The sequence below is a fragment of the Sphingosinicella sp. genome (genome assembly GCF_041916975.1).
Classification (GTDB): Bacteria; Pseudomonadota; Alphaproteobacteria; order Sphingomonadales; family Sphingomonadaceae; genus Sphingosinicella.
In genome coordinates, this window is the sequence record NZ_JAYRYK010000001.1 from 3,681,754 (window position 1) to 3,704,933 (window position 23,180).

General features: G+C 66.2%; 25 protein-coding genes. 18 read left to right on the plus strand and 7 right to left on the minus strand.

Annotated features, from left to right (window positions below):
- Nucleotides 1-53: 53 nt before the first annotated feature.
- Nucleotides 54-1,337 (minus strand): amidohydrolase family protein, encoded by a 1,284-nt coding sequence (locus tag ACE3TJ_RS17250; RefSeq protein WP_374598376.1) that lies wholly within the window; start codon nt 1,335-1,337, stop codon nt 54-56.
- A gap of 65 nt (nt 1,338-1,402) precedes the next feature.
- On the opposite strand from ACE3TJ_RS17250, the gene ACE3TJ_RS17255 reads away from it, so the two are divergent.
- From ACE3TJ_RS17255 to ACE3TJ_RS17265, 3 genes are read left to right on the plus strand one after another with little or no spacing between them, the layout of a single operon-like run.
- Nucleotides 1,403-2,539: an MFS transporter gene (locus tag ACE3TJ_RS17255; RefSeq protein WP_374598378.1), complete on the plus strand. Its 1,137-nt coding sequence runs from the start codon at nt 1,403-1,405 to the stop codon at nt 2,537-2,539.
- A 59-nt stretch (nt 2,540-2,598) separates the two neighbouring features.
- Nucleotides 2,599-3,783 carry an aromatic ring-hydroxylating dioxygenase subunit alpha gene (locus ACE3TJ_RS17260; RefSeq protein WP_374598380.1) on the plus strand — a complete coding sequence of 395 codons (1,185 nt, stop codon included), beginning with the start codon at nt 2,599-2,601 and terminating at the stop codon, nt 3,781-3,783.
- Between the two features lie 35 nt (nt 3,784-3,818).
- Complete coding sequence (locus tag ACE3TJ_RS17265) at nt 3,819-5,429, plus strand: phytoene desaturase family protein (RefSeq protein WP_374598382.1); 1,611 nt, start codon at nt 3,819-3,821, stop codon at nt 5,427-5,429.
- A 138-nt stretch (nt 5,430-5,567) separates the two neighbouring features.
- Here the strand turns inward: ACE3TJ_RS17265 and mtgA are convergent, their stop codons facing one another.
- The 3 genes from mtgA to ACE3TJ_RS17280 all read right to left on the minus strand — a co-directional run bounded on the left by mtgA (nt 5,568) and on the right by ACE3TJ_RS17280 (nt 8,223).
- Nucleotides 5,568-6,236, minus strand: coding sequence for a monofunctional biosynthetic peptidoglycan transglycosylase (gene mtgA / locus ACE3TJ_RS17270; protein ID WP_374598384.1), 669 nt, complete (start codon nt 6,234-6,236; stop codon nt 5,568-5,570).
- Between the two features lie 68 nt (nt 6,237-6,304).
- On the minus strand, nt 6,305-7,213 hold the full coding sequence (rpoH, locus tag ACE3TJ_RS17275; RefSeq protein WP_374598386.1) for an RNA polymerase sigma factor RpoH: 909 nt from the start codon (nt 7,211-7,213) through the stop codon (nt 6,305-6,307).
- 59 nt (nt 7,214-7,272) lie between these two features.
- On the minus strand, nt 7,273-8,223 hold the full coding sequence (locus tag ACE3TJ_RS17280; protein ID WP_374598388.1) for an RluA family pseudouridine synthase: 951 nt from the start codon (nt 8,221-8,223) through the stop codon (nt 7,273-7,275).
- Nucleotides 8,224-8,240: 17 nt separating this feature from the next.
- On the opposite strand from ACE3TJ_RS17280, the gene ACE3TJ_RS17285 reads away from it, so the two are divergent.
- The 11 genes from ACE3TJ_RS17285 to ACE3TJ_RS17335 all read left to right on the plus strand — a co-directional run bounded on the left by ACE3TJ_RS17285 (nt 8,241) and on the right by ACE3TJ_RS17335 (nt 17,279).
- The gene (locus ACE3TJ_RS17285; protein ID WP_374598390.1) at nt 8,241-8,645 is read left to right on the plus strand and encodes a Mov34/MPN/PAD-1 family protein; all 405 of its coding nucleotides are present in this window, start codon (nt 8,241-8,243) and stop codon (nt 8,643-8,645) included.
- A 10-nt stretch (nt 8,646-8,655) separates the two neighbouring features.
- Nucleotides 8,656-8,892, plus strand: coding sequence for a cold-shock protein (locus tag ACE3TJ_RS17290; protein WP_374598392.1), 237 nt, complete (start codon nt 8,656-8,658; stop codon nt 8,890-8,892).
- A gap of 66 nt (nt 8,893-8,958) precedes the next feature.
- Complete coding sequence (locus tag ACE3TJ_RS17295; protein WP_374598394.1) at nt 8,959-9,594, plus strand: histidine phosphotransferase family protein; 636 nt, start codon at nt 8,959-8,961, stop codon at nt 9,592-9,594.
- 57 nt (nt 9,595-9,651) lie between these two features.
- Entirely contained in the window at nt 9,652-12,108 is a 2,457-nt protein-coding gene (locus ACE3TJ_RS17300) for a chemotaxis protein CheW (protein ID WP_374598396.1), read from the plus strand.
- Nucleotides 12,105-12,542: a chemotaxis protein CheW gene (locus ACE3TJ_RS17305; RefSeq protein ID WP_374598398.1), complete on the plus strand. Its 438-nt coding sequence runs from the start codon at nt 12,105-12,107 to the stop codon at nt 12,540-12,542. Before ACE3TJ_RS17300 ends, ACE3TJ_RS17305 begins: the two co-directional genes overlap by 4 nt.
- 62 nt (nt 12,543-12,604) lie before the next feature.
- Complete coding sequence (locus ACE3TJ_RS17310) at nt 12,605-12,970, plus strand: PleD family two-component system response regulator (RefSeq protein ID WP_374598400.1); 366 nt, start codon at nt 12,605-12,607, stop codon at nt 12,968-12,970.
- Nucleotides 12,971-12,989: 19 nt separating this feature from the next.
- Nucleotides 12,990-14,096, plus strand: a complete 1,107-nt coding sequence (cheB, locus tag ACE3TJ_RS17315; protein ID WP_374598402.1) for a chemotaxis-specific protein-glutamate methyltransferase CheB — start codon at nt 12,990-12,992, stop codon at nt 14,094-14,096.
- The gene (locus ACE3TJ_RS17320) at nt 14,093-14,944 is read left to right on the plus strand and encodes a protein-glutamate O-methyltransferase CheR (RefSeq protein WP_374598404.1); all 852 of its coding nucleotides are present in this window, start codon (nt 14,093-14,095) and stop codon (nt 14,942-14,944) included. Before cheB ends, ACE3TJ_RS17320 begins: the two co-directional genes overlap by 4 nt.
- A 42-nt stretch (nt 14,945-14,986) precedes the next feature.
- A complete protein-coding gene (locus ACE3TJ_RS17325) occupies nt 14,987-15,694 on the plus strand; it encodes a TerB family tellurite resistance protein (protein WP_374598406.1) in 708 nt (235 codons plus the stop codon).
- The gene (locus tag ACE3TJ_RS17330) at nt 15,691-16,593 is read left to right on the plus strand and encodes a DMT family transporter (protein WP_374598408.1); all 903 of its coding nucleotides are present in this window, start codon (nt 15,691-15,693) and stop codon (nt 16,591-16,593) included. The genes ACE3TJ_RS17325 and ACE3TJ_RS17330 overlap by 4 nt, the downstream gene beginning before the upstream one ends.
- Nucleotides 16,569-17,279, plus strand: a complete 711-nt coding sequence (locus ACE3TJ_RS17335; protein ID WP_374598410.1) for an N-acetylmuramoyl-L-alanine amidase — start codon at nt 16,569-16,571, stop codon at nt 17,277-17,279. The genes ACE3TJ_RS17330 and ACE3TJ_RS17335 overlap by 25 nt, the downstream gene beginning before the upstream one ends.
- Here the strand turns inward: ACE3TJ_RS17335 and ACE3TJ_RS17340 are convergent.
- Entirely contained in the window at nt 17,255-17,815 is a 561-nt protein-coding gene (locus tag ACE3TJ_RS17340) for a hypothetical protein (protein WP_374598412.1), read from the minus strand. The genes ACE3TJ_RS17335 and ACE3TJ_RS17340 overlap by 25 nt on opposite strands.
- A gap of 143 nt (nt 17,816-17,958) precedes the next feature.
- Between ACE3TJ_RS17340 and ACE3TJ_RS17345 the strand changes: the two genes are divergently transcribed.
- A complete protein-coding gene (locus ACE3TJ_RS17345; protein WP_374598414.1) occupies nt 17,959-18,762 on the plus strand; it encodes an NTP transferase domain-containing protein in 804 nt (267 codons plus the stop codon).
- Nucleotides 18,763-18,808: 46 nt separating this feature from the next.
- The gene (locus ACE3TJ_RS17350) at nt 18,809-19,549 is read left to right on the plus strand and encodes a sugar phosphate nucleotidyltransferase (RefSeq protein WP_374598416.1); all 741 of its coding nucleotides are present in this window, start codon (nt 18,809-18,811) and stop codon (nt 19,547-19,549) included.
- 3 nt (nt 19,550-19,552) lie between these two features.
- Here the strand turns inward: ACE3TJ_RS17350 and ACE3TJ_RS17355 are convergent, their stop codons facing one another.
- The gene (locus ACE3TJ_RS17355; protein WP_374598418.1) at nt 19,553-19,933 is read right to left on the minus strand and encodes a VOC family protein; all 381 of its coding nucleotides are present in this window, start codon (nt 19,931-19,933) and stop codon (nt 19,553-19,555) included.
- 101 nt (nt 19,934-20,034) lie between these two features.
- Between ACE3TJ_RS17355 and soxR the strand changes: the two genes are divergently transcribed.
- Together soxR and ACE3TJ_RS17365 are read left to right on the plus strand one after the other, a co-directional pair.
- Nucleotides 20,035-20,526, plus strand: coding sequence for a redox-sensitive transcriptional activator SoxR (gene soxR, locus ACE3TJ_RS17360; protein WP_374598420.1), 492 nt, complete (start codon nt 20,035-20,037; stop codon nt 20,524-20,526).
- 52 nt (nt 20,527-20,578) lie between these two features.
- Nucleotides 20,579-22,135 (plus strand): acyl-CoA carboxylase subunit beta, encoded by a 1,557-nt coding sequence (locus tag ACE3TJ_RS17365; protein ID WP_374598422.1) that lies wholly within the window; start codon nt 20,579-20,581, stop codon nt 22,133-22,135.
- Here the strand turns inward: ACE3TJ_RS17365 and ACE3TJ_RS17370 are convergent.
- Nucleotides 22,125-23,138, minus strand: coding sequence for a DUF1611 domain-containing protein (locus ACE3TJ_RS17370; protein WP_374598424.1), 1,014 nt, complete (start codon nt 23,136-23,138; stop codon nt 22,125-22,127). The two genes, ACE3TJ_RS17365 and ACE3TJ_RS17370, sit on opposite strands and share 11 nt — an antisense overlap.
- Nucleotides 23,139-23,180: the final 42 nt, after the last annotated feature.

Sequence of the window (23,180 nt, forward strand, 5' to 3'; positions counted from 1 at the left end):
CGCTCGCCGCATCAACGCGGCGGGGGGAGGAAGGTTTCGGGCCTTCGGCGTGATCAGCGAATGAGCTTGCCGCCCTTCATCACGTGATCGACACGTTCGAGTGCGCTGATGTCCGCCAGCGGATCGGCGGCGACGGCGACCATGTCGGCATAGCGCCCCGGCGCGATGGTGCCGACGTCCGCGGATTTCCCCATCAGCGCCGCCGCGCTCGTGGTGGCGGACTGGATCGCCTGCATCGGCGTCATGCCGTAGCGCACCATGTATTTGAACTGGCGGGCGTTGAGCCCGTGCGGGAAGACGCCCGCATCGGTGCCGTAGGCGATCTTGACGCCCGCCGCGACGGCCTTGCGGAAGCCGATGCGCTGCGCGTCCGTCGTTTCGAAATTCTTGCGCATGATCTCTTCGGGCCAGTGCTCGGCCTTGCCCATCTCGTCGATGAAGTCGCCGTTGTAGACGTCCATCACCAGCCAAGCGCCTTTCTTCTTTGCGAGCTGGATGGCCTCGTCGTCGATCAGCGAGGCGTGTTCGATCGAGCGGACACCGCCATTCAGGGCGATCTTGATGCCCTCGGCGCCGTGCGCGTGCGCGGTAGCATAGCTCTTGTAGCGGGCCGCTTCGTCGACGGCGGCGCGGACCTCGGCCTCGGTCATCTCCGGCGCCCCCGGTTCCGTACCCGCCGCGAGCACTGCGCCCGTCGCGATCAGCTTCAGGAAGTCGGCGCCGCGCTGGAAGAGCATTCGCGATTTCGATTTCACGTCGTCCGGCCCGGCCGCGACGCCCATGCGCATGATCTCCGGGATCTCCACGTCGGGCGCCATGCCCGTCACCTCGCCGCCGCCGCCGGGCACGGTGATGTACGCGCCCGCCACCGCCATGCGCGGGCCTTCGATATACCCCGCCTCGATCGCGTTCCTCAGCGAGACGTCACCGAAGGCGCGGAACGTGCCGACGTCGCGCACGCTGGTGAAGCCCGCGTTCAGCGTGTCGCGCGCATTCCGCGCGCCGACGAGCGCGATGTCCTCCGCCGAGTGTAGCAGCGGCTCGGCGACGTTGTTTGTCTGGCCCCAGTCGGAGAGGTGCGTGTGCATGTCGATGAGGCCGGGGAGGACGGTGAAGCCGGACCAGTCGAGCACTGCCGCGCTTTCGGGCGGCGGCGCGTAAGGCGTAACGGCGGCGATGCGTCCGTCCTCGATGCGGATTAGCCGGTCGGAGAGGACCTTGCCGCTTTCGGTGTCGATCATGCGCCCGGCGCGCACGTAAGAGGTTTCAGCCAGCACGGGCGCGGCGAGCAGCCCGGCCGCGAGCAGCGCGCAAGAAATCCGTTGCAGAATCGTCATCCGTCCCTCCCTGTCCGCGCGTATCCTGCTGGACTATTATACATGCGTCAAATAGGAATTCGCGGATGATCATCGCGGGTCTCATCGCAAGCATATCACTCGCCCTCATCGCCATCGGCGTCATGACGACGCTGGTGCCGCTGTACGCGACCGGCCTCGGCTTCACCCCGCATCATATCGGTTGGATCGCTGGCATCTATTATATGGGCTTCCTCATCGGCCCATGGCTCGCCCCGCCACTGGTGCGCAGGCTGGGGAGCGGCCGCGCCTTCGCTATTGCCGCGCTCCTCGCGCTCGGCGGCATCATCGTACTGCCCCTGTTCCCGCAACCCGCGGCATGGGCGGCGATCCGCTTCGTCTCCGGCACCGGCTTCGCGCTGCTTTACATTCTCGCCGAAGCCGGCCTGAACGCCGAGGTCGATAACGCCGGGCGCGGCCGCCTTCTCTCGCTCTACATGATCGCCAGCAAGGCGGCCTTGATTATCGGGCAGTTCGTGGTCGGCCTGCTCGGCGTTGGCGGATGGGCGCCGTTCGTCGTGGCGTCGGGCGTGGTCGCGCTCGGCGCGGTCGTGCGGTTGCGGACGCCGGTGGGGGCTGTGCCGCCCGCGGCAGGACGGTTGCGGCCGCTGCGCGTGATCCGCGCTGCACCCGCGGCGGTGGCGGGCTGCGTGATCTATGGTCTCGGCGAAGCGTCGCTGTACGCGCTCGCACCGATTTACGCACAGCGGAACGGGATGAGCGTGCCCGAGGTTTCTACCTTCATGACGGCGATCCTGATGGGCGCGGCGCTCGCGCAGTGGCCGCTCGGCTGGCTGTCGGATCGGATCGACCGGCGGCGCGCGATCCTGCTCGGCGCCGTGGGGACAGTGATCGCTGGATGTGCTCTTGGACTTCCGGCCCGGCCCGGTTTTGTGGTGGCGCTCGCCGGAGGTTTCGTGCTCGGCGGCTGCCTGCTGCCGCTCTACGGCCTGCTGGTTGCGCTCGGCAACGATAGCGCCAGCCGGGAAGAGCGCGTGGAAATCGGCAGCGGCCTCGTCTTCGCCTATGCCGTGGGGGCGATGGTAGGGCCGTCCGCCGCAGCGGCGCTGATGGAAGTGACACCGCGCGGCCTGCCGTTGTGGCTGGCGGGGCTTTACGGGGTGCAGGCGGTCGTGCTGCTCACCGCGCTGCGCCGCCGGATACCGCTCGCGCAGCCTCTCTGATGGGGCTTGCCAGAAACGTCACTCTGTTATACATATGTCCAATATAAAGTGGAGGCGGAATGGCGACGAGGGCGGCACATGCGGACGTGGACCCCGACGCGGGCTGGAGCCTGCCGGCGTGGACCTATTCGGACCTGGAGTTCTTCGAGGTCGAAATGCGCCGCGTCATGCGCCCGTCGTGGCAGGTCGTGTGCCATCTTTCGGATGTGCCGAACGTCGGCGATTACCACACGCTCGAGTATCTGGGCGAAAGCATCATCGTCGTGCGCGGGCAGGACCAGAAGGTCCGCGCCTTCACCAACGTCTGCCGCCACCGTGGTTCGCGTCTGGTCGACGGGCCCTCGGGCTGTGCGGTCGCGAAGAAGCTAACCTGCCCGTATCATGCGTGGTCGTTCGACCTTGAAGGCAAGCTCGTCGGGGTGCCGCTGAAGCAAACCTATCCGGGGCTCGATCAGTCGAAGCACGGGCTCGTGCCCGTCGCCCTCGAGATCTGGCGCGGCTTCATTTTCGTCCGGCTCGAAAACGATGGCGGTCCTTCGGTCGCCGATATGATCGCGCCTTATGACCACGAGGTCGAACCGTACCGCTTCGAGGAGCTGAAGGCGTTTGGCCGCGTGACGCTGCGCCCGCGCAGGGTGAACTGGAAAAACGTGGGCGACAATTATTCGGACGGGCTGCACATCCCCGTCGCCCACCCCGGCCTCACGCGGCTGATGGGCAGCGGCTACGGCGTCGAGGCGCAGGAAAACGTCGACAAGATGTGGGGGCCGATCCGTGATCGCCTGTCGAACAATCCGTCCGAGCAGGCATACCAGAAATACCTGCCGCACGTGCCGCACCTGCCCGAAGAGCGGCAGAAGCTGTGGACCTATTTCAAACTGTGGCCGAACGTCGCCTTCGACATCTACCCCGATCAGGTTGATTTCATGCAGTGGCTGCCGGTCTCCCCGACCGAAACGCTGATCCGCGAGATCAGCTATGCCGTGCCCGATGATCGCCGCGAGATGAAGGCGGCGCGCTACCTCAACTGGCGCATCAACCGGCAGGTGAACGCAGAGGATACGTGGCTCATCAACCGCGTGCAGGATGGCATGGCATCCGAAAGCTTCACCGTGGGACCGCTCGCGGAAACCGAAGTCGCGCTCCGCAACTTCTGCCGCAAGGTCCGGAACCTGATCCCGGAAGCGCGCGAGCACCGTTCGCCGCCGCCGGGCTGGAGCCGGCGTCCGCACGCCGCCATCTGAAAACACAAAAAAACAAAGACATAGGGGTTTCTGCCATGACCAAACGCTATGACGCCGTGATCATCGGCGGCGGCCACAACGGCCTTGTCTGCGCCTTCTATCTCGCGCGTGCGGGGCTGAAGGTGCGGGTTCTCGAACGCCGCGACGTGATCGGCGGCGCCGCCGTCACTGAGGAGTTCCACCCCGGCTTCCGCAACTCTGTGGCGAGCTACACGGTCAGCCTGCTCAATCCCAAGGTGATCGCCGACATGCGGCTCGCCGACCATGGCTACCGCGTGATCGAGCGGCCGTTTTCGAACTTCCTGCCGCAGGACGACGGGCGCTACCTGCTGCTCGGCGGCGGGCTGGAGCGGACGCAGCAGGAATTCCGCAAGTTCTCGAACCACGACGCGGACGTGCTGCCCCAATATTACGACGCGCTCGAAACCGTCGCGGACGTGCTGCGCGACCTGTCGCTGAAGGCGCCGCCCAACGTCGGCGACGGCGTAAAGACGCTGATCGACGCCGCGCGTCAGGGCCGCCGTCTTGCGGGGCTGCCCGTGGAAAAGCAGCGCGACGTGCTCGACCTGTTCGTGAAGTCGGCGCGAACGTTCCTTGACGGGTGGTTTGAAAGCGAAGCGGTGAAAGCCGCGTTCGGTTTCGATGCGGTCGTCGGCAACTATGCCTCGCCCGATACGCCCGGCTCGGCCTACGTGCTGCTCCACCACGTGTTCGGCGAAGTGAACGGCAAGAAGGGCGCGTGGGGCCACAGCGTCGGCGGCATGGGCAAGATCACCGAGATCATGGCGAAGGTCTGCCGCGACCTCGGCGTCGAGATCAGCCTCGAAAGCCCGGTCGAAAAGGTGCTGGTGGACGGCGGCAAGGCCGTCGGCGTGCGCCTTGTCGGCGGCGAAGAGGTCGCGGCGGAGCGCGTGATCGCCAACGTGGGGCCAAAGCTCCTTTACGATCGCATGATCGACGCGTCGGACCTTCCGGCGGACTTCGCGCGCCGCATCCGCGCCTTCAAGGCGGGATCAGGTACGTTCCGCATGAACGTGGCGCTGTCAGAACTGCCGCGCTTTTCGAGCCTGCCGGAGCCAGGCGAGCACCTGCAGAGCGGCATCATCATCGCGCCGACGCTCGACTACATGGACCGCGCCTTCCTCGATGCGAAGCAGTACGGCATGTCGAAGCGTCCCATTGTGGAAATGCTTATCCCCTCGATCGTCGACGACAGCCTCGCGCCTCCGGGTCAACACGTTGCGAGCCTGTTCTGCCAGCAGTTCGCGCCTGAGCTTCCAGACGGAAGAAGCTGGGACGATGAGCGTGAAACTGCGGCGGATGTCATCATCGATACGGTCGAGGCCTATGCGCCCGGCTTCAAGAGCACGGTGATCGCGCGGCAGATACATTCGCCGCTCGATCTCGAACGCAAGTTCGGGCTCGTCGGCGGGGACATCATGCACGGTCACATGTCGCTCGACCAGCTTTGGTCGGCGCGGCCGATGCTGGGGCATGGCGCGTACAGGGGGCCGCTCAAGGGCCTCTACATGTGCGGTGCGGGCACGCATCCGGGCGGCGGCGTCACTGGCGCACCGGGGCACAATGCCGCGCACGAAATTCTTGCGGACGGGACGTTTATCGGCAGGTTGCTGCGGCGCGCATAAAGGGGCTTCAGGAATAGGAGTTCCCGTGCAAGATGGTCCGCCGCTCTTTGAAGCGCGGCGCGCCGCGTACCGAAACGACCGATACCCGCCCGAGAAACACGCTGTCTGGGGATAACTTTCGTAACCTTCTGTCGGCTTCTAAATGCCGAGGCAGGCATCAAACCCTTCGTTGTCCACCACGCGCGTCCACCGCTCGATGCGCTTTGCATAGCGCGCCGTGTAACCGCGCGGATTGCGGGCGTCGCGCTTGATGGGCGAGGGGAGAACGGCGACAAGGCGTGCCGCCTCGCGCCGGGTCAGCGACTTCGCGCTCTTGTCGAAATAATGCTGTGCCGCCGCTTCGGCGCCGTAAACGCCGATGCCGAATTCAGCAACGTTCAGATAGACTTCCATGATGCGCTTCTTGTCCCACATCAACTCGATGAGGACAGTGAAATACGCCTCCAGCCCTTTGCGGAGCCACGAGCGTCCCGGCCACAGAAACGCGTTCTTTGCGACTTGCTGGCTTACGGTGGAGCCGCCGCGCAGCTTCCGGCCCTTCATGTTCGCTTCGACCGCGTTGGTGATCGCCTCGGCATCGAAGCCGAAGTGCGAGCAGAACTTGCCGTCCTCGCCCGCGATGACCGCGCGGGGCAGATCAGGATCGATATTCGAGAAGGACGTCCAGTCGCGCTTCACGTCCTTCCCGGCGATGAAGTCCTTCGCCATCGGCACGGTGAAAGGCACAGGCACGAAGCCATAGAGCATAACCCAGACGAGCGTGAAGGCAATCACGTAGAGCAGCGGCCGGACGATGAACCGGACCACCCATGATGGTTTTCGCGATCGTGACTTGCCCTCCACACGGGCGGTCTAGCCCGTCGTCAGGCTCTGCTTCAAGCGTCTTCGAGCAGGTGGCGCTCGGTTGCGAGCTTGCGGATCGCCTTTTGCAGCTTCTCGAATGCGCGCACCTCGATTTGGCGGACGCGTTCGCGGCTGATGTCGTATTCTTGGCTTAGCTCCTCGAGCGTCTTCGGCTCCTCGGCGAGGCGGCGCTCGGTGAGGATATGCCGCTCGCGCTCGTTGAGCACGGCCATCGCCTCTGCGAGCAGCGCGGCGCGGAGGCTGCTTTCCTCGCGCTCGGCGACGATCTCGTCCTGGATCGGGCCTTCGTCGGTCAGCCAGTCCTGCCACTGCCCTTCGCCGTCGGTATCGGCGCGAAGCGGCGCATTGAGGCTGGCGTCGCCGCCCATCGCCATGCGGCGATTCATCGAGATGACCTCCTCGGCCGTGACGTTGAGGTCGTGCGCGATCTTCTCGACGACCTCGGGCCTGAGGTCGCCTTCCTCCAGCGCGCCGATCTGGCTCTTCATGCGGCGCAGGTTGAAGAACAGCTTCTTCTGCGCCGCCGTGGTGCCGATCTTCACGAGGCTCCACGAGCGCAGGATGAACTCCTGGATGGAGGCCCTGATCCACCACATGGCATAGGTCGCGAGGCGGAAGCCCTTGTCGGGCTCGAACTTCTTGACGCCTTGCATCAGGCCGATGTTGCCCTCTGCAATGAGTTCGCTCACCGGCAGGCCGTAGCCGCGGTAGCCCATGGCGATCTTGGAAACGAGGCGCAGGTGGCTTGTCACCAGCCGGTGGGCGGCGTCCGTGTCCTGATGCTCGCGCCAGCGCTTCGCCAGCATGAACTCCTCCTCGGGGGCGAGGATCGGAAACTTGCGGATTTCCGAGAGATAGCGGTTGAGCGAGGCTTCGCCGCCGAGGGCGGGAATGGTGGCGGGGACTTTGGCTTCGGCCATGGCTGCGACTTTCGGTGAAGGCAGGATTTCTGCGGGTATCTGGGTGGGGCGCGCGGGATTCAAACGGCAAGCGCCTCTATGAGTTCCTGAATATCAGACGGGACGGGGCTTTCGAAAGCGAGATTTTCTTGGGTGCGCGGATGCACAAGTTGCAGCGAGCGGGCATGGAGCGCCTGCCTGCCGAACCCGAGCGATTTAAGGAGATCGCGGTGACTTGCGCGTGTGCGCCCATAGAGTGGATCCCCCAATAACGGATGTCCGCTTGACGCCATATGAACGCGCACCTGGTGCGTGCGGCCTGTTTCGAGCCGGCATTCGACGAGCGCGGCGTCCTTGAGCGGCTGGAGCGTGCGGTAGTGCGTGACCGCGTGCTTGCCCTTGCCGGGGGATACGATGTCCATTTTTTTTCGGTGCACCGGATGGCGTCCGATCGCGCCTTCTATTCGACCGGCGGGGGGTGAGGGTCGACCGGCGACGACGGCAAGATAGCGACGACCGATACTGTGCGTGGCGAACTGTTTGGCGAGGCCTTCGTGGGCGAGGTCGGTTTTGGCGACGACGAGGAGCCCGGAGGTGTCTTTGTCGATGCGGTGGACGATGCCGGGGCGGGCGACGCCGCCGATGCCGGAGAGCCCGCCGGCGCAGTGGTGTAGGAGGGCGTTCACGAGCGTGCCGTCAGGGTTGCCCGCGGCCGGATGGACGACGAGGCCCGCGGGCTTGTCGACGACGATGAGGTCGGCGTCTTCGTAGACGATACTGAGGGGGATCTGCTGGGCCTCGGCGGTGGCGGGCGCTGCCTCGGGAACCGAGACGCTTACCTCTTCGCCGCCGACGACGCGGAGGGAGGGCGTGGGGCGCTTCCCCGCGAGCGTGACCGCGCCTTCCAGCATCAACGCCTTCAGCCGCTCGCGCGACAGGGTCGGCAGGGCATCGGCGAGCGCGCGGTCGAGCCGCTGCCCGGCGGCCGCGGCCGGAAGGATGACGCTTATGTTCGACTTGCCCCCGCTCATTGGATAGCGATGTTGGCATGATGCTTCGAATTGCAAGGCAGACGCTTGCGGAAATTCGCGCCGATTGCGCCGCGCGGGCACCCGAAGAAGCGTGCGGGCTCTTGCTGGGGCGGGACGGCTGCGTCGAAAGCAGCCTCGCGGCCCCGAACGTCGCGGACGAACGGCTGCGGCACTTCGAGATCGACCCCGCAGTGCTCTTCACGGCGCATCGCGGTGCGCGGAGCGGGGGGCTGCCTTTGCTTGGCTGCTACCATTCGCACCCGGATGCACCCGCGTTTCCATCGCGCCTCGATGCCAAGCGGGCGCACGACATGGGCTGGGCGTGGCTGATCCTTGGGCAGGACGGCGAAAAAGCCTACCGTGTCGTCGCAAACGGCCCCATACATGGGCGGTTCGAAGCGGTGGACATTAAAGAAATCTGAGGGGCAGGCGTTGGCGCGCGGTGAAGTCAAATGGTTCAATCGCAAGAAGGGCTTCGGTTTCATCAGGCCCGATGTCGGCACGCGCGATGTATTCGTGCATGTTTCGGCTCTGCATCAATCGAACATCTCCGCGCTTGAGGACGGTCAATGCGTCGAATTCGAGCTGACACAACTTGCAGATGGCCGAACCTCTGCGATGGGCGTGCGGATTATCGAGGCTTCTTCGGATGAATCCGCCGCATCTTGAACGCTTGCGCGTCGGCTTGCGAGGGGTTAGGCGGGAAGAAATATCCCGGAGGGAGCGGCAAAAAGAATGAATTCGGCCGATTTCGCGAGCCTGTTGTGCTCCCGGCTTTGCCATGATCTCGTCGGACCCGTCGGCGCGCTCTATAACGGCGTCGAGCTGCTCGTCGACGAGCACGACCCCGAAATGCGCGCCCGCTGCATGGAGCTGCTCTCCGACAGCGCACGGCAGACCGCCAACAAACTGAAATTCTTCCGGCTCGCCTTCGGCGCGGCGGGCGGCTTCGGCGACCAGGTCGACACGCGTGAGGCGCAGGCGGCACTGGAAGGCCTGTTCGGCGCGGAACGCCGCGTGGCGGTGCAGTGGATGATCGGAAACCCGGCGCTGCCCAAGGATGCGGTGAAGCTGCTGCTCAACCTCGCGATGATCGCCGGCGACGCGCTGCTGCGCGGCGGCGAACTGCGCGTCGCGGCCGAACAGACGGGCGAAGGCGTGGAGCTTGCGGTGCGCGCGGAAGGCCCGCGAATGCTGCTCGACCCCGAGCTTCGCGCCGCGCTTGGTGGTGAAACCCCCGTCGCCCAGCTCACGCCCCGCGCGGCGGCGGCGTACCTCGTCCATCTGCTGCTCAAGGAAACCGGCAGCAGCCTGCAGATTTCCGAGCCCGACGAAGGCGTTCTCGTTTTTGGAACGCGTCTCGCGGTTTAGCGCGGCATTAACCACTTCCGGTCAAGGTGGCGCGGCGCGCACAGACCGGGATGGAAAATGGACGAGTTGCTTGGCGATTTTCTGACCGAAACGGCCGAAAATCTGCAAACCGTGGACAATGAGATCGTGCTGTTCGAGCGCGATCCCGGCAACCGCGACGTGCTGAACAACATCTTCCGGCTGGTGCATACTATCAAGGGCACGTGCGGCTTCCTCAATCTGCCGCGCCTCGAACGGCTGGCGCACGCCGCCGAAACCGTGCTCGGCAAGGTCCGCGACGGGCAGGCCGCAGTGTCGCCTGCCGTGGTCAGCGAGACGCTGGCGGCAATCGACGGCATCAAGGTGATCCTTGCGGCGCTCGAAGCGTCGGGCAAGGAGCCGGCAGGGGACGACGAGGCCCAGATCGCACGCCTGAACGCCGCCATCGCGGTCCCCGAAGCGCCGAAAGTGGAGCTGGCGCCCGAGCCGGTCATCGCGGCGGAGCCGGATGTGGGAGCGGGCCGGGGCATCCAGTCGATCCGCGTTTCGGTCGCGCTGCTCGAACAGCTGATGACTACGGTTTCGGAGCTTGTGCTGACGCGGAACGAGTTGCTGCAACACCTCAGGACGCTGAAGGACGACCGCCTCGCCGTGCCGCTGCAGCGGCTGTCGGCGCAGGTCGGCGAGCTTCAGGAAAGCGTGATGCGCACGCGTATGCAGCCGATCAGCAACGCATGGAGCGCGCTGCCGCGGCTGGTGCGGAGCCTTTCGGTCGAACTCGGCAAGCCCATCGAACTCGACATGCAGGGCGGCGAAACCGAACTCGACCGGCAACTGCTCGAACTCATCAAGGACCCGCTCGCGCACATGGTGCGGAACGCGGCCGACCACGGCATCGAGACGGCCGAACAGCGCAAGGCCGCGGGCAAGGATGCGCGCGGCCGCATCGTGCTGAAGGCGGCGCAGGAAGGCGGACACATCGTCATCACACTCGCCGACAATGGGCGCGGCATCGATGTCGCCCGGCTGAAGGCGAAGGCCGTTGCGCTGCGACTCGTGACGGAAACCGACGCGGCGCAGCTTTCCGCGCTGCAGGCGCAGCGGCTGGTGTTTCATCCGGGGCTTTCGACCGCCGAGCAGGTGACTTCGGTATCCGGGCGCGGCGTCGGGATGGACGTGGTGCGCGCGAACATCGAGAAAATCGGCGGGGCGATCGACATTGAATCGACCGCGGGCAAAGGCACGCAGTTCACGATCCGCATTCCGCTGACGCTCGCGATCCTGCCCGCGCTGATCGTGGCATCGGGCGGCCAACGCTTCGCGGTGCCGCAGATGGCGGTTGTCGAGCTGGTGCGCGTGGGCGCGAACAGCGAGCATGTCGTCGAATATGTGAACAACGCCGCCGTGATGCGCCTGCGCGGCCGGCTGCTGCCGCTGATCCACCTCGGCACGCTGCTCGGCATCGGCAATGGCCGCGGCGGGGGCGACTACGTGCTGATCGCGCGCGCCGGGAACATCAGCTTCGGGCTGATCGTCGACAACATCTTCGATACCGAGGAGGTCGTGGTGAAGCCGGTGGCGCCGATCCTGAAGACGCTGAGCGTCTATTCGGGGAACGCCATTCTCGGCGACGGCGCCGTGATCATGATCCTCGATGCGAACGGAATTGCCGCAAGCCTTGGAATCGCTGGAGAAAGCGATGCAAGCGATGCGCTTGAGACGCCGGTACGCGAGGCCGCCCAGGAAACCGACGCGATGCTGCTGTTCCGCGCGGGCAGCCCACATCCCAAGGCTGTGCCGCTCTCGCTCGTGGCGCGGCTCGAGGAGTTCGATGCCGCTGCAGTCGAATGGAGCGAAGGCCGCCCGGTCGTGCAATATCGCGATGCTCTGGTACCGCTGCTCGCGGTCGACGGCACTCTGACGCCGCGTGCGGACGGTCGCCAGCCCACGCTGATCTTCGACGACGGCAGTACCATCGCGGCGCTGATGGTCGACGAGGTGCTGGATATCGTCGACACGCATATCGACATCTGCATGACGAGCGATCTTCCGGCGCGGATCGGCACCGCCGTTATCGCGGGCCGGGCGACGGAAATTCTGGATGTCGCGCACTATCTTTCGCGGGCGGGCAGTGCTGCCGTCGCGGCTGAGGACAAAGGCGGGCGCCGGGTGCTGATCGTCGACGACAGCGCCTTTTTTCGCAACATGCTGAAACCGCTGCTCGCCTCCGCCGGCTACCGCGCGATGACGGCGGCGAGCGCGGACGAGGCGCTTGCGCTGCGCGAGACCGGCGAGCGTTTCGACCTGATCCTCTCCGATATCGAGATGCCCGGCCTTTCGGGCGTCGATTTCGCGCGCGCCGTGCGCGGTGACGACCGCTGGCGCGAAACGCCGCTTGTCGCGCTGTCCTCGCTCGCGGGGGAGGAGCATGTCCGTCAGGGTGAGGCGGCGGGCTTCGACCAGTATGTCGCCAAGTTCGACCGGTCCCGGCTGCTCGATGCGGTCGCACGCCAGCTCAACGGAGAAGCCGCATGATTCCGGCGAAACTCGTCTCGGTCGTGCTCGGCGGCCAGCTGCTCGGCATCGACGTCGCGCAGGTTCAGGACGTCATCCGGCTTGGCGCCGTGAGCCCGGTGCCGCTGGCGCCGCGCTGGATCGCCGGGGTGATGAACCTGCGCGGCCGCATCGTTACCGCGATCGACCTTCGGGCGCGCTTCGGCCTTTCGCCGCGGCAGGACCGTGCGGGATCGATGTGTGTCGTGGTCGAGCATCAGGGCGAGCCCTATGGCCTCATCGTCGACGATGTCGGCGACGTGATCGATGTCGATCCCGAGCAGATCGAGCCCAATCCGCCGACGCTCGACCGCCGCTGGCAGCAGGTTTCGGACGGTATCGTGAAACTGGATGTGTTGATGGTGCTCGCCAGCGTGCGGGCGATCATGGATGCCGACCTTGCGGCCGCGGCTTAACGCGAATGCAAGATTTCCACGGCATGAAACAATTGGCGTAACCCTCCGTGCGAGAGCCTGTGATGAAATCGTGTCTCATCGTCGACGACTCCAAGGTCATCCGCAAGGTTGCGCGCCGCATCCTTGAGGATCTGAGCTTTGCGACCGAGGAAGCGGCGGACGGGCGCGATGCGCTCGAACAGTGCCGCCAGGCGATGCCGGACGTGATCCTGCTCGACTGGAACATGCCCGTGATGAGCGGGATGGAGTTTCTTTCGGTGCTGCGCTCCGAGCAGGAGGGCAAGCGGCCCGTCGTCGTCTTCTGCACCACCGAAAACGATATGGCGCACATCCGCGCCGCGATCGATGCGGGCGCGGACGAATATATCATGAAGCCCTTCGACCGGGATGTGATCGAAGCCAAGCTCGCACAGGTCGGCGCGCTTTAGGCGCTCGGGGCTCCGAGCCATGAACAGGGCGTCTGCTCCGATCGCACCGACATCGGCTTCGGCCTCGCCTTCGGTGCGCGTTCTTCTCGTCGACGATTCGGGCGTCAGCCGTGCGCTGATGGCGCAGTGGCTCCACGACGATCCCGCCATCCGGGTGGTCGCTACCGCAGCGAACGGCGCCGACGCCATTGCGGCAGCCAAGGCGCATCCGGTCGACGTGATCGTTCTCGATGTCGAGATGCCCGGCATGGACGGGATCGCGGCACTTCCACAGCTCGTGGAAGCCGCGCCCGGTGCACGCATCCTCATGGCCTCCACGCTGACGACGCGCGGTGCGCGTGTGACGTTCGAGGCGCTGAACCTCGGCGCGACCGATGCGATCGCGAAGCCGCGCAGCGGGTGGGCGACCGCCGCCGGGCCCGAATTCCGCGACGAGTTCGTACGCAAGGTGCGTGCGCTCGGCGAGATCGAGCGGCCGCAGGCGATGCCGCGCCGCGTGCCCGCGAGTGCACCGGCACCTTATGCGCGGGCGGAGCCTTCGCGCGCCATCCCGCGAGCGATCGCGATCGGTGCCTCGACGGGCGGGCCCAATGCGCTGTTCGAGCTGATCGAGCAGCTGCCCAAGCCCGTGCGCGTGCCCATCATCGTGACGCAGCACATGCCGCCGACCTTTACCGCGGTCCTTGCCGAGCACATGGCGCGGCGCGGCGGCGTGCAGGCGTTCGAGGCAGCGGACCGGATGGCCCTGCAGCCGGGGGTCGTTTACGTGGCGCCGGGCGGGCGGCACATGGAGGTGGTGCGCGTGGGCGGCGTGGTGCGGCTGCGGCTGACGGATGCAGCGCCCGAGAATTTCTGCCGTCCCTCGGTCAATCCGATGCTGCGCACGGCGGCGAGCGTGTGGGGCGCCGCGACGCTCGGCGTGATGCTGACGGGTATGGGATCGGACGGTCTCGACGGCGCGCGCGCTGTCGTTGCGGCGGGCGGCACGATGCTCGCGCAGGATCAGGCGAGTTCGGTCGTGTGGGGAATGCCGGGCGCGGTCGTGAAGGCCGGTCTTGCCGCCGAAATGCTGCCGGTGAGTGGGCTCGCCTCGGCGATCGGCTGCCTGCTGGAGGCGGGACGATGACGGCCCCCGACGCCGGATTCGACTGTCTCTCGTCGCTGCTTCGCGCGCGTGCGGGGATCGAGCTGGCGCGGACGAAGACCTATCTCGTCGAATCGCGGCTGGGGCCGCTGGCGCGCGTGCATGGCTTCGTGACCGTCTCCGAGTTCCTGCAGCGCCTCGCCCGTGACGGGATCGGGGAGGCGCTCGCGACCGACCTCGTCGAGGCGATGCTGAACAACGAGACGTTCTTCTTCCGGGATATCCAGCCGTTCGATCTGCTGAAGGAGCGTATCCTGCCGCAGCTCCGCGCCGCGCGGGCGGCGTCGCGCCGCATCCGCATCTGGAGTGCGGCGGCATCGACGGGGCAGGAGCCCTATTCGGTGGCGATGCTTTTCGCGGAAGACCGCGAAAGCTGGGAGGGCTGGACGATCGACATCGTCGGCACCGATATCTCTCGCCGCGCGATCACGCGGGCGCGGAGCGGGCTCTATTCGCAGTTCGAGGTGCAGCGAGGGCTCAGCATCCACCGCCTGATGGCGCATTTCGAGAAGACCGGCGAGCACTGGGCGCTGAGCCCGGAGATTCGCGCCAAGGTGCGCTTCCAGCCGCTCAACCTGCTCGGGCCGTGGTCGCTGGGCGCACCGTTCGACATCATCCTGTGCCGCAACGTGCTCATGTACCTCGCGCACGCGTGCAAGCAGGAGGTTCTCGGGCGCATTCATCGGCAGCTGAGCCCTGACGGGCGCCTCGTGCTGGGCGCGGCCGAAACCGTACTCGGAGTCAGCGACGCCTTCGTGCCCGATTGGCAGAACCGGGGGCTGTACATGCCCGCGGGAGTCCAGCCGACAGCTTTCGCGCGCGCGGTCTGATCGCGGTTCCATCCGGCTCCAACAGCGTCTAGACAGCGGCGCATGTCGATCTGGGGCAAGATTCTGGGAACCGCTGTCGGCCTCGCCATCGGCGGGCCGCTGGGCGCGCTTGCGGGTCTTGCCGCCGGGCACGCGATCGACGTGGGCGCGGCGCGGCTGGGGCGTGGCGAGCGCGCGCAGGTCGCCTTCACGATCGCCGCGATCGCGCTTTCCGCCAAGATGGCGCGCGCCGACGGCTATGCCTCGGCGGACGAGTTCGCGGTGTTCGAGCGGCTGTTTCAGGTGGAAGCGGCCGAGCGCGAGAACGCCGAGCGCTTCTACAACCTCGCCAAGCGTTCGACGGACGGGTTCGAGAGCTATGCGCGGCAGGTGCGCAGCATCATCGGCACCGGCTCGCCCGTGCTTGAAGACCTCGTCGAGGCACTGCTGATGATCGCGGTTGCCGACGGGGTGACGCGCGAGGAGCTGGAATACGTCGACCGCGTGCGCCGCGAGTTTGCGATCACCGACGCGGATTTCGCGCGGATCCGGACGCGCTATGTCGCGCCGGACCCGGACGATCCCTATGTCGTGCTCGGTATCGAACCCGGCGCGGACCGGGAGACAGTGCGCCGCGCCTACCTTGCGCTCGTGAAACGGCACCACCCAGACCGGCACTACGCGGAGGGCACGCCCGCCGAGTTCATCCGCGTCGCCGACCTGCGCATGGCGGAAATCAACGCGGCTTACCGCACGATCATGTCATCATGAAGCCCGCGCACCTCGCCTTCATCCTGTTCATCGACCTCCTCTGGGCGATGAACGTCGTTGCGGTGAAGGAGATCATCGACGCGCTCGGCCCGATGACGGGCGTGTTCCTGCGCTACGCGATCGTGCTGCTGGTGATGCTGCCGTGGCTTCGCCTCGTGAAGGGCCGGATGCGCGATATCGTGATCGCGGGCGTCGTGTCGGGCGCGATCTTCATGGGGCTCGGCGGTCTCAGCTTCGCGCTTACGGAGAATGTCGCGGCGCTCTCGATCGCAGGGCAACTCGGCGTGCCGTTCAGCCTGATCCTTGCGGTGATCTTCCTCGGCGAGACGATCCGCTGGATCCGCATCGTCGGCACCGCGGCCTCGTTCGTCGGCATCGTCATCATGGGTTTCGACCCGGCGATATGGGATGAGCGGCTCGGCGTGAGCCTCACCATCCTCGCTTCGTTCATGTGGGCGGTCGGCTCGATGCTGTTCCGACGCCTGCAGGGCGTGAATCCGCTGACCATTCACGCATGGCTCGCGTTCGTGAGCGTACCGCTCCTGCTCTCCGCCGCGCTCTGGTTCGAGCCCGGCGGGATTGCCCGCGCTGCGGACGCGGACGCGCACGTGTGGGGCTGGCTGATCTATGCAGCGGTCGGCTCCTCGATCGTCGGCCATGCCGGGATGAGCTGGCTGCTGCAGCGTTATCCGGTGACAGTGATGGCGCCGCTCACCTTGCCGACACCGCTGATCGCGGTGATCATCGCGATCATGGTGTATGATACGCCGATCAGCTTCGAGTTCGTGGTCGGGGCGCTCATCACCTTCGTGGGCGTCGCCGTGGTGACATGGCGGAGCGCGACGCAGAAGACGGATGAGGGGCTGGTGAAGGAATGGGCGCGCGAGGTGAAGCGATGATCGATTGCCCTTCGCCAAACCACGATGCGCGGGCGCTGCCCGTTTCGATGGTGGTGCTGCACTACACGGGGATGCAGTCCGCGACGGCGGCGCTGCAGCGTCTGACCGATGCGGAAGCCAAGGTTTCGGCGCACTACATGATCGCCGAGGACGGCAACGTGCTCTGCCTCGTCGGCGAGGACCGGCGCGCGTGGCACGCGGGAAAATCCTTCTGGCGCGGCATCCGCGACGTAAACTCGGCGAGTATCGGTATCGAAATCGTCAATCCCGGCCATGAATTCGGCTACCAGCCGTTCCCGGAGGCGCAGATGGACGCGCTGATCCCGCTTCTGGCCGAGATCGTGAAGCGGCACGGCATCCGGCCCGGCAACGTTGTCGGCCACAGCGACATCGCGCCCGCGCGCAAGGCCGACCCCGGCGAGCTTTTCGACTGGCCGCATCTCGCCCGCCTTGGCCTCGCAACGGCGGTGCCGGACGCGATCGCTGATCCGCACTGGACGGACGCAGGCATGGTGCTCGCGCTTGAACGCTACGGTTACGATGTGAGCGACGGCCCGGCGGCGATCGTGGCGTTCCAGCGCCGGTTCCGGCCTTCCAATATCGACGGTGTAGTGGACGGCGAGACGCGCGCGATCCTGCTAGGGCTTTTGCTTACCACCCCTCAGGACGAACTTCGGCTCGCCTGAGCGGCCGCCTTTTCGGCACTGAGCGGCAATGGCGCTGCGGGCGGTTTGCAGCCTTTCGAGGCGCCGTAACCCTTCAGGAAACTGCGCCGCGCGACGCCGGTGACGATCGCGGCCTTGTAGCGGCGCTGGTTCTCCGCGCTGCCTGAAATCTCGCGCACGATGCCGCGGAAAGGCAGGATCAGGTTGGAGAGGAAGTTGCCGGAGAGGCGCAGGACGGTGTCCGCACGCTTCTTGCCCTTGTCCTCGGCGATTTCGACATCGAGATCAGGGCCGAGCACGGCATCGAGCTTTTCCACGGCCGCGCGCACCTCGGCGCATTTGCGGATGCCCTTCAGCGAATAGGGATCTTCGAGGATATCGAGCAGATCCTGCGGAATCTCGTCTTTCTTCAGATTGACGTCTTCGACAGGCTGCGTCGCCGCGTCGAGCGCGCGGCTCGTGGTCGGTTTGTCCTTCTCGCCCGGCGCGGTCTGCGCGGAGGCGGGGAGAGCGATAAGCGGCACGACAAGCAGTGCAGGTACGGTGAAACGACGCATGTACGGTTTCCTCGAACACACGCCCCCTTGGCATCATCTTGTCTCCCAAACCGGAGCCTGCGCCAAGCATGGACTTCGCCCGCATTTGGTCATAGGCGGCTTCGAGGATGCTGTGTTGCGCTTTTGCGACAAGGATGGGCGGGTTGGAAACGGAGCACAAGGCGCGGGTTACGGCGCTCCTCGTCGCCGGCAGGCGGCCGGGCACGGACCCGCTTGCCGCGCATTTCGGCCTGGAGGACAAGGCGCTGATCGCAGTTGCCGGGGAGCCGATGCTCTCCCGCGTGGCGCGTGTTCTCGCGGCGCACCCGGACATCGCACGGACGGTGGTGCTCGCGCAGGCGCCCGAACGGCTGCTTGCGCATCCGGGTACGGCATGGATGGCGGCGGATACGCGGATCAGCGTGCTTTCCGGCGGGAACTCGGTGAGTGCAGCCGTGGCGGCTGCGCTTGAAGCGCACCCTGACAGCTGGCCATTCCTCGTGACGACGGCGGACAACGTGCTTCTGGATGCCGAGACGCTGACCGGATTCATCGCCGGGGCGCAGGCGGGGGGCACAGACGTGGCGGTGGGGCTCGTGCCGCGCGAGGTGTTCGCGCGCGCCTATCCGCACGCGCGGCGGACGTGGCTCAAGTTCCGCGGTGGCGCCTATTCCGGCGCGAACCTCTTCTTTCTCGCGCGGCCCGCGGCACTCTCCGCGGTGCGTTTCTGGCAGCGTGTGGAGAGCGAGCGGAAAAAGGTGCGTGCCATCGCCCGGGCGTTCGGCCCCGCGCTTCTGCTGGGCTATCTGCTGCGTGCGATGCGCGTGGAGGGCGCGCTGGCAAGGGCGGGGGCGCGGCTCGGCGTGACGGCGGCGCCGGTGCTGCTCGACAGGCCGGAAGCCTGCATCGATGTCGACAAGGTCGAGGATCATGAAATTGCGAGCGCGATCCTTGCCGCGCGCGGCTGAAACGACCATTCCACATCCTGCCACATTTCCGGTCTAGGCGCGCAAAATGACCAAACGCGCCATCATCCTGAGCGCAGGGCAGGGCTCACGCCTGCTGCCGCTGACCGCCGACCGGCCCAAGTGCCTGATCGAATTTTCGGGACGCACGTTGCTCGACTGGCAGCTCGACATGCTGATCGGGGGCGGCATCGACGACATCACCGTCGTGGTCGGCTTCAATTCGGACATGGTGGACGCGGCGATCGCGCGCCGGAATGACGGGCGCGTCGCGGTGCGGACGCTGTTCAACCCCTTCTATCAGGTCGCGGACAATCTCGGCTCCGTGTGGCTGGCGCGCGAACTGATGGACCAGCCGTTCGTGATCCTGAACGGCGACACGCTCATCTCGTGCGAGATCGTGGACCGCGTGCTCGCCGCGCCCGATGCGCCGATCCGCATCACGGTCGACGTGAAGGACGAATACGACCTCGACGACATGAAGGTGCGCCGCGAAGGCGAGCGTCTGCTCGACATTGGCAAGCGGCTGACGGCGGAAGAAAGCAACGCTGAATCCATCGGCTTCCTGCGCTTCAATGCGGAGGGCGGCGCGCGCTTCCGTGCCGAGGTCGAACGCATGATGCACTCGCCCGAAGGCACGCGAAGCTGGTATCTGCGCGCGATCCACCACATCGCCGCCGACCCGGCCTCGACCGTGCTCGTCACCTCGATCGAGGGGCTCGAGTGGGGCGAGGTGGATTTCCCCGAGGATGTCGCGGTCGGGCAGAAGCTGACAGCCGGTTGGCGCTGACGCTCAGCCGTAGCTGACGATTTCATATTCGATCCCGTCCGGATCGAAGAAATAGAAGCGGCGGCCGGGTTCGTAGTCGTCGTGGCTGAAGGGGATGAGCCCTGCGGCGAACACGCGCGCTTCGGTCTCGTCCAGATCTTCGACCTCGACGCCGATGTGGTTGAGCGGGCGGCCTTTTCGGAAATCCTCGTCGGTGTAGGCGGCGTCCGCGCCGGTGTAGAGCGCGATATAGTGGTTGTCTGAACCGATGTGGATCGTTCGTCCGCCGTCGCGTGCAGGGCCTTGCCAGCGGATCTTCCAGTCGAACAGGGCCTGCATCAGGCGGGCGGTCCGTTCGGGGTCCGTGACGGTGACGTTCACGTGCTCAATTCTTGGAAAACTCATGATTTTCTCCGCAGTTCGGGCACCCGGTGGCGCCTGTCCTTGCGAGTCGTACAACCTCAAGTTAACTTGAGGTCAAGCGCGATTTTTCGAAGGCTTGCGGCATGACACAAACGACACTCACCATCGGCGAACTCGCCCGGCGCACGGGGCTCAGCGTGTCGGCGATCCGCTTCTACGAGGAGCGGGGGCTGGTGAGCCCGATCCGCACCGGGGGCAACCAGCGCCGCTTTCTGCGATCCGACATAAGGCGGCTTTCGTTCGCGTTGATCGCGCAGCGGCTGGGGCTGACACTGACCGAGATCGAGGCGGAACTCGCGACGCTGCCCGATGGCCGCGTGCCGACGCAGGCGGACTGGACGCGGATCAGCCGCCGGATGCGCAAGGCACTCGACGCGCGAATCGCCATGCTCGAGCGCACGCGCGATCTGCTCGACGGCTGCATCGGATGCGGGTGCCTCTCGCTGCAGCGCTGCGCGCTATACAATCCGGGTGACCGGGCGGCGGGGGCGGGGACGGGGCCAAGGTTCCTGATGGGTGATCGTGCCGAGGATTTCGGAGATCAAGCGGCGCCTACTCTCAATAATAGAACTTGAATTTAAGTTAAATCAGTGTTGAGCCCATTATCGTCATTACGGAGCAACGACGATGGGCATGGCGGAAGCGATCGAGGAACTGCGGGCGCGGCGCGCGCGGGCGCTCGCGATGGGCGGGGAGGACAAGGTCCGTCGGCAGCGGGATCGCGGGAAGGGCACGGCGCGCGAGCGGATCGCGATGCTGCTCGATCCTGAGAGCTTCCTCGAATACGGGCAGCTCGCTTCGCACGCGAGCCCGATCGGCTACGCGCAGACGGTGGACGAGGTGACGCCCGCGGACGGTGTGATCATCGGTACCGGGACGATCGACGGGCGGCCGGTATGCGTCGCGGCCGAGGATTTCACCGTGCACGGCGGTACGTACGGGCTGCACCACGGGCGGAAGAAACACCGCATCGCCGACATCGCACTGCGTGAGCGCATGCCGATCATCTGGCTGCAGGACGGCGCGGGCGCGCGCGCGCAGGAGATGATCGGGGAGGGGCTGCCCGAGGCTTCGCATCTTATCACGCTCGCGCGGCTTTCCGGCATCGCGCCGCAGGTCGCCATCGTGATGGGGCCGAGCGCGGGGGATTCGGCGCTTCTCAGCAGCCTTGCCGAATTCATCATCATGGTGGAGGGCACCGCGATGCTCGCCGCCGCGGGGCCGCCGGTGGTGAAGTCCGCGACTGGGCAGAGCGTGACGCCCGAGGAGCTCGGTGGGGCGGGGGTGCATTGCCGAATCTCGGGAGTGGCCGACAATGCCGCTGCGACCGAGGAGGCCGCGATCGCGATGGCGCAGCGGTTTCTCTCCTATTTCCCGCGGAATGCCTTCGAATATCCCGAACGCGCGGCGTGCGACGATCCTGCCGATCGGATGGACGAGCGGCTGCTGAGCCTCATCCCGGAAAATCCGCGGCTGCCGTATGATGTGAAAGAGTTGATCAACAGCATTGTCGACCGGGACAGCTTCTTCGAGATCAAGCCTGACTTCGCGCGCATGATCGTGACCGGGCTTGCGCGGCTCGGCGGTCATTCGGTGGGGATCATCGCGAACCAGCCGATGGTTTCGGCGGGCGCAATCACGGCGCAGGCGGCGAACAAGGTGCGGCATTTCGTGGATCTGTGCTCGGCGTATCATATCCCGATCGTCTTCCTGCAGGACGTACCGGGCGTGATGCCGGGGCCGAAGGCGGAGCAGGAGGGGACGCTGCGCGCGGGGCTTGCGCTCAGTTACGCGATTTCATGGTCTTCCGTGCCGCGCATCACGGTCGTGATCCGCAAGGCGTTCGGGTTCGGCGCGGTCGCGATGGGTGGGGCTGAGGCAGAGCAGGCGATGATCCTTGCGTGGCCGACAGCCGATTTCGGCTCGCTGCCGCCGGGCGGATCGGTGCTGGCCGCACACGCGAAGGAGATCGAGGCGGCGGACGACCCGCAGGCGCTGATCCGCGACCTGACCGCGAACTATGCGCGCTGCGCCGGGCCGTTCCACGCGGCATCGAAGCTCAACATCGACGACGTGATCGACCCGCGCGAGACGCGGCCGCGCCTGATCCGGGTTCTGGACCAGACGCTGGCACGGCGGACGGCGCCGGCGCAACCGGCGCTGCGGCACGGGGTCATGCCCTGAGCGGCTGCATCTTCTGAATGAACGCATCGACGCCGTCGCGCAGTGGATCGGCGACGGGGAGGCCGAGCCGGTCTGAGGTGCGGGCGATCCAGTCCTGACGTTCGGTACCGCTCATTTTCGAACTGTTGATGCTGATTCCGGCGCAGGCGATGGCCGGGTTCGTCAGCCGTCCGAGCTGGGTATAAAGCGCGATTGCCTCGGCGAGATCGGGCATCGGAACGTGGGGATAGCCGTAGATCGCGGCGCGTGTCGGATCGTGGCAGAGCACGAACAGGTCGGGCTGCGCGCCGTGCAGCAGGCCGAGCGTGACGCCCGCGAAGGCGGGGTGATAGAGCGAGCCCTGGCCTTCGATGATGTCCCAGTGATCGGCGGCGTTCGCCGGGCTCAGCCATTCGGCGGCGCCTGCGATGAAATCGGCGACGACGGCATCGATGGCGACGCCGTGCCCGGCGATCATGATGCCGGTTTGCCCCGTCGCGCGGAAATCCGCATCGCCGCCAAGCGCGCGCCACCGCTGCGCGATGGCAAGCGCGGTGTATTTCTTGCCGAGCGCGCAGTCCGTGCCCACAGTGAGGAGCCGCTTGCCTGAGCGCGGGAGGCCCGTTCCCGTGCTGAAGCTGACGGTGGGGTGGCGGATATCGAACAGCGTGCGACCAAGACGCTGTGCGGTCGCGGCGAGCTCGGGGATGTCTGCGAGCCGCTGGTGGAGGCCGGCGATGATGTCGAGCCCGGCTTCCAGCGCCGCGATGAGTTCGGGCAGCCAGTGGGCGGGGATGGCACCGCCAACCGGCGCGATGCCGACAAGCAACGCACGTGCGCCGCGCGACGCGGCGGCTGCGGGCGTGAGCCTTTCGAGGCCCAGGCTCACCGTGGCTTCCGACATGGCATATTCGCCGATCACAGCCTCCGGCGCCCAGTCGCGCAGGCCGAAAGCGGTCTTGGCATAGGCCTCGCTCCGGGTGTCACCCAGAAAGAGGAGATAGGGCGACGGCAGGTCTACCATGGGCTGTCCAGTATCCTTCAGTGGTTGATTCTTTGGTCTTTT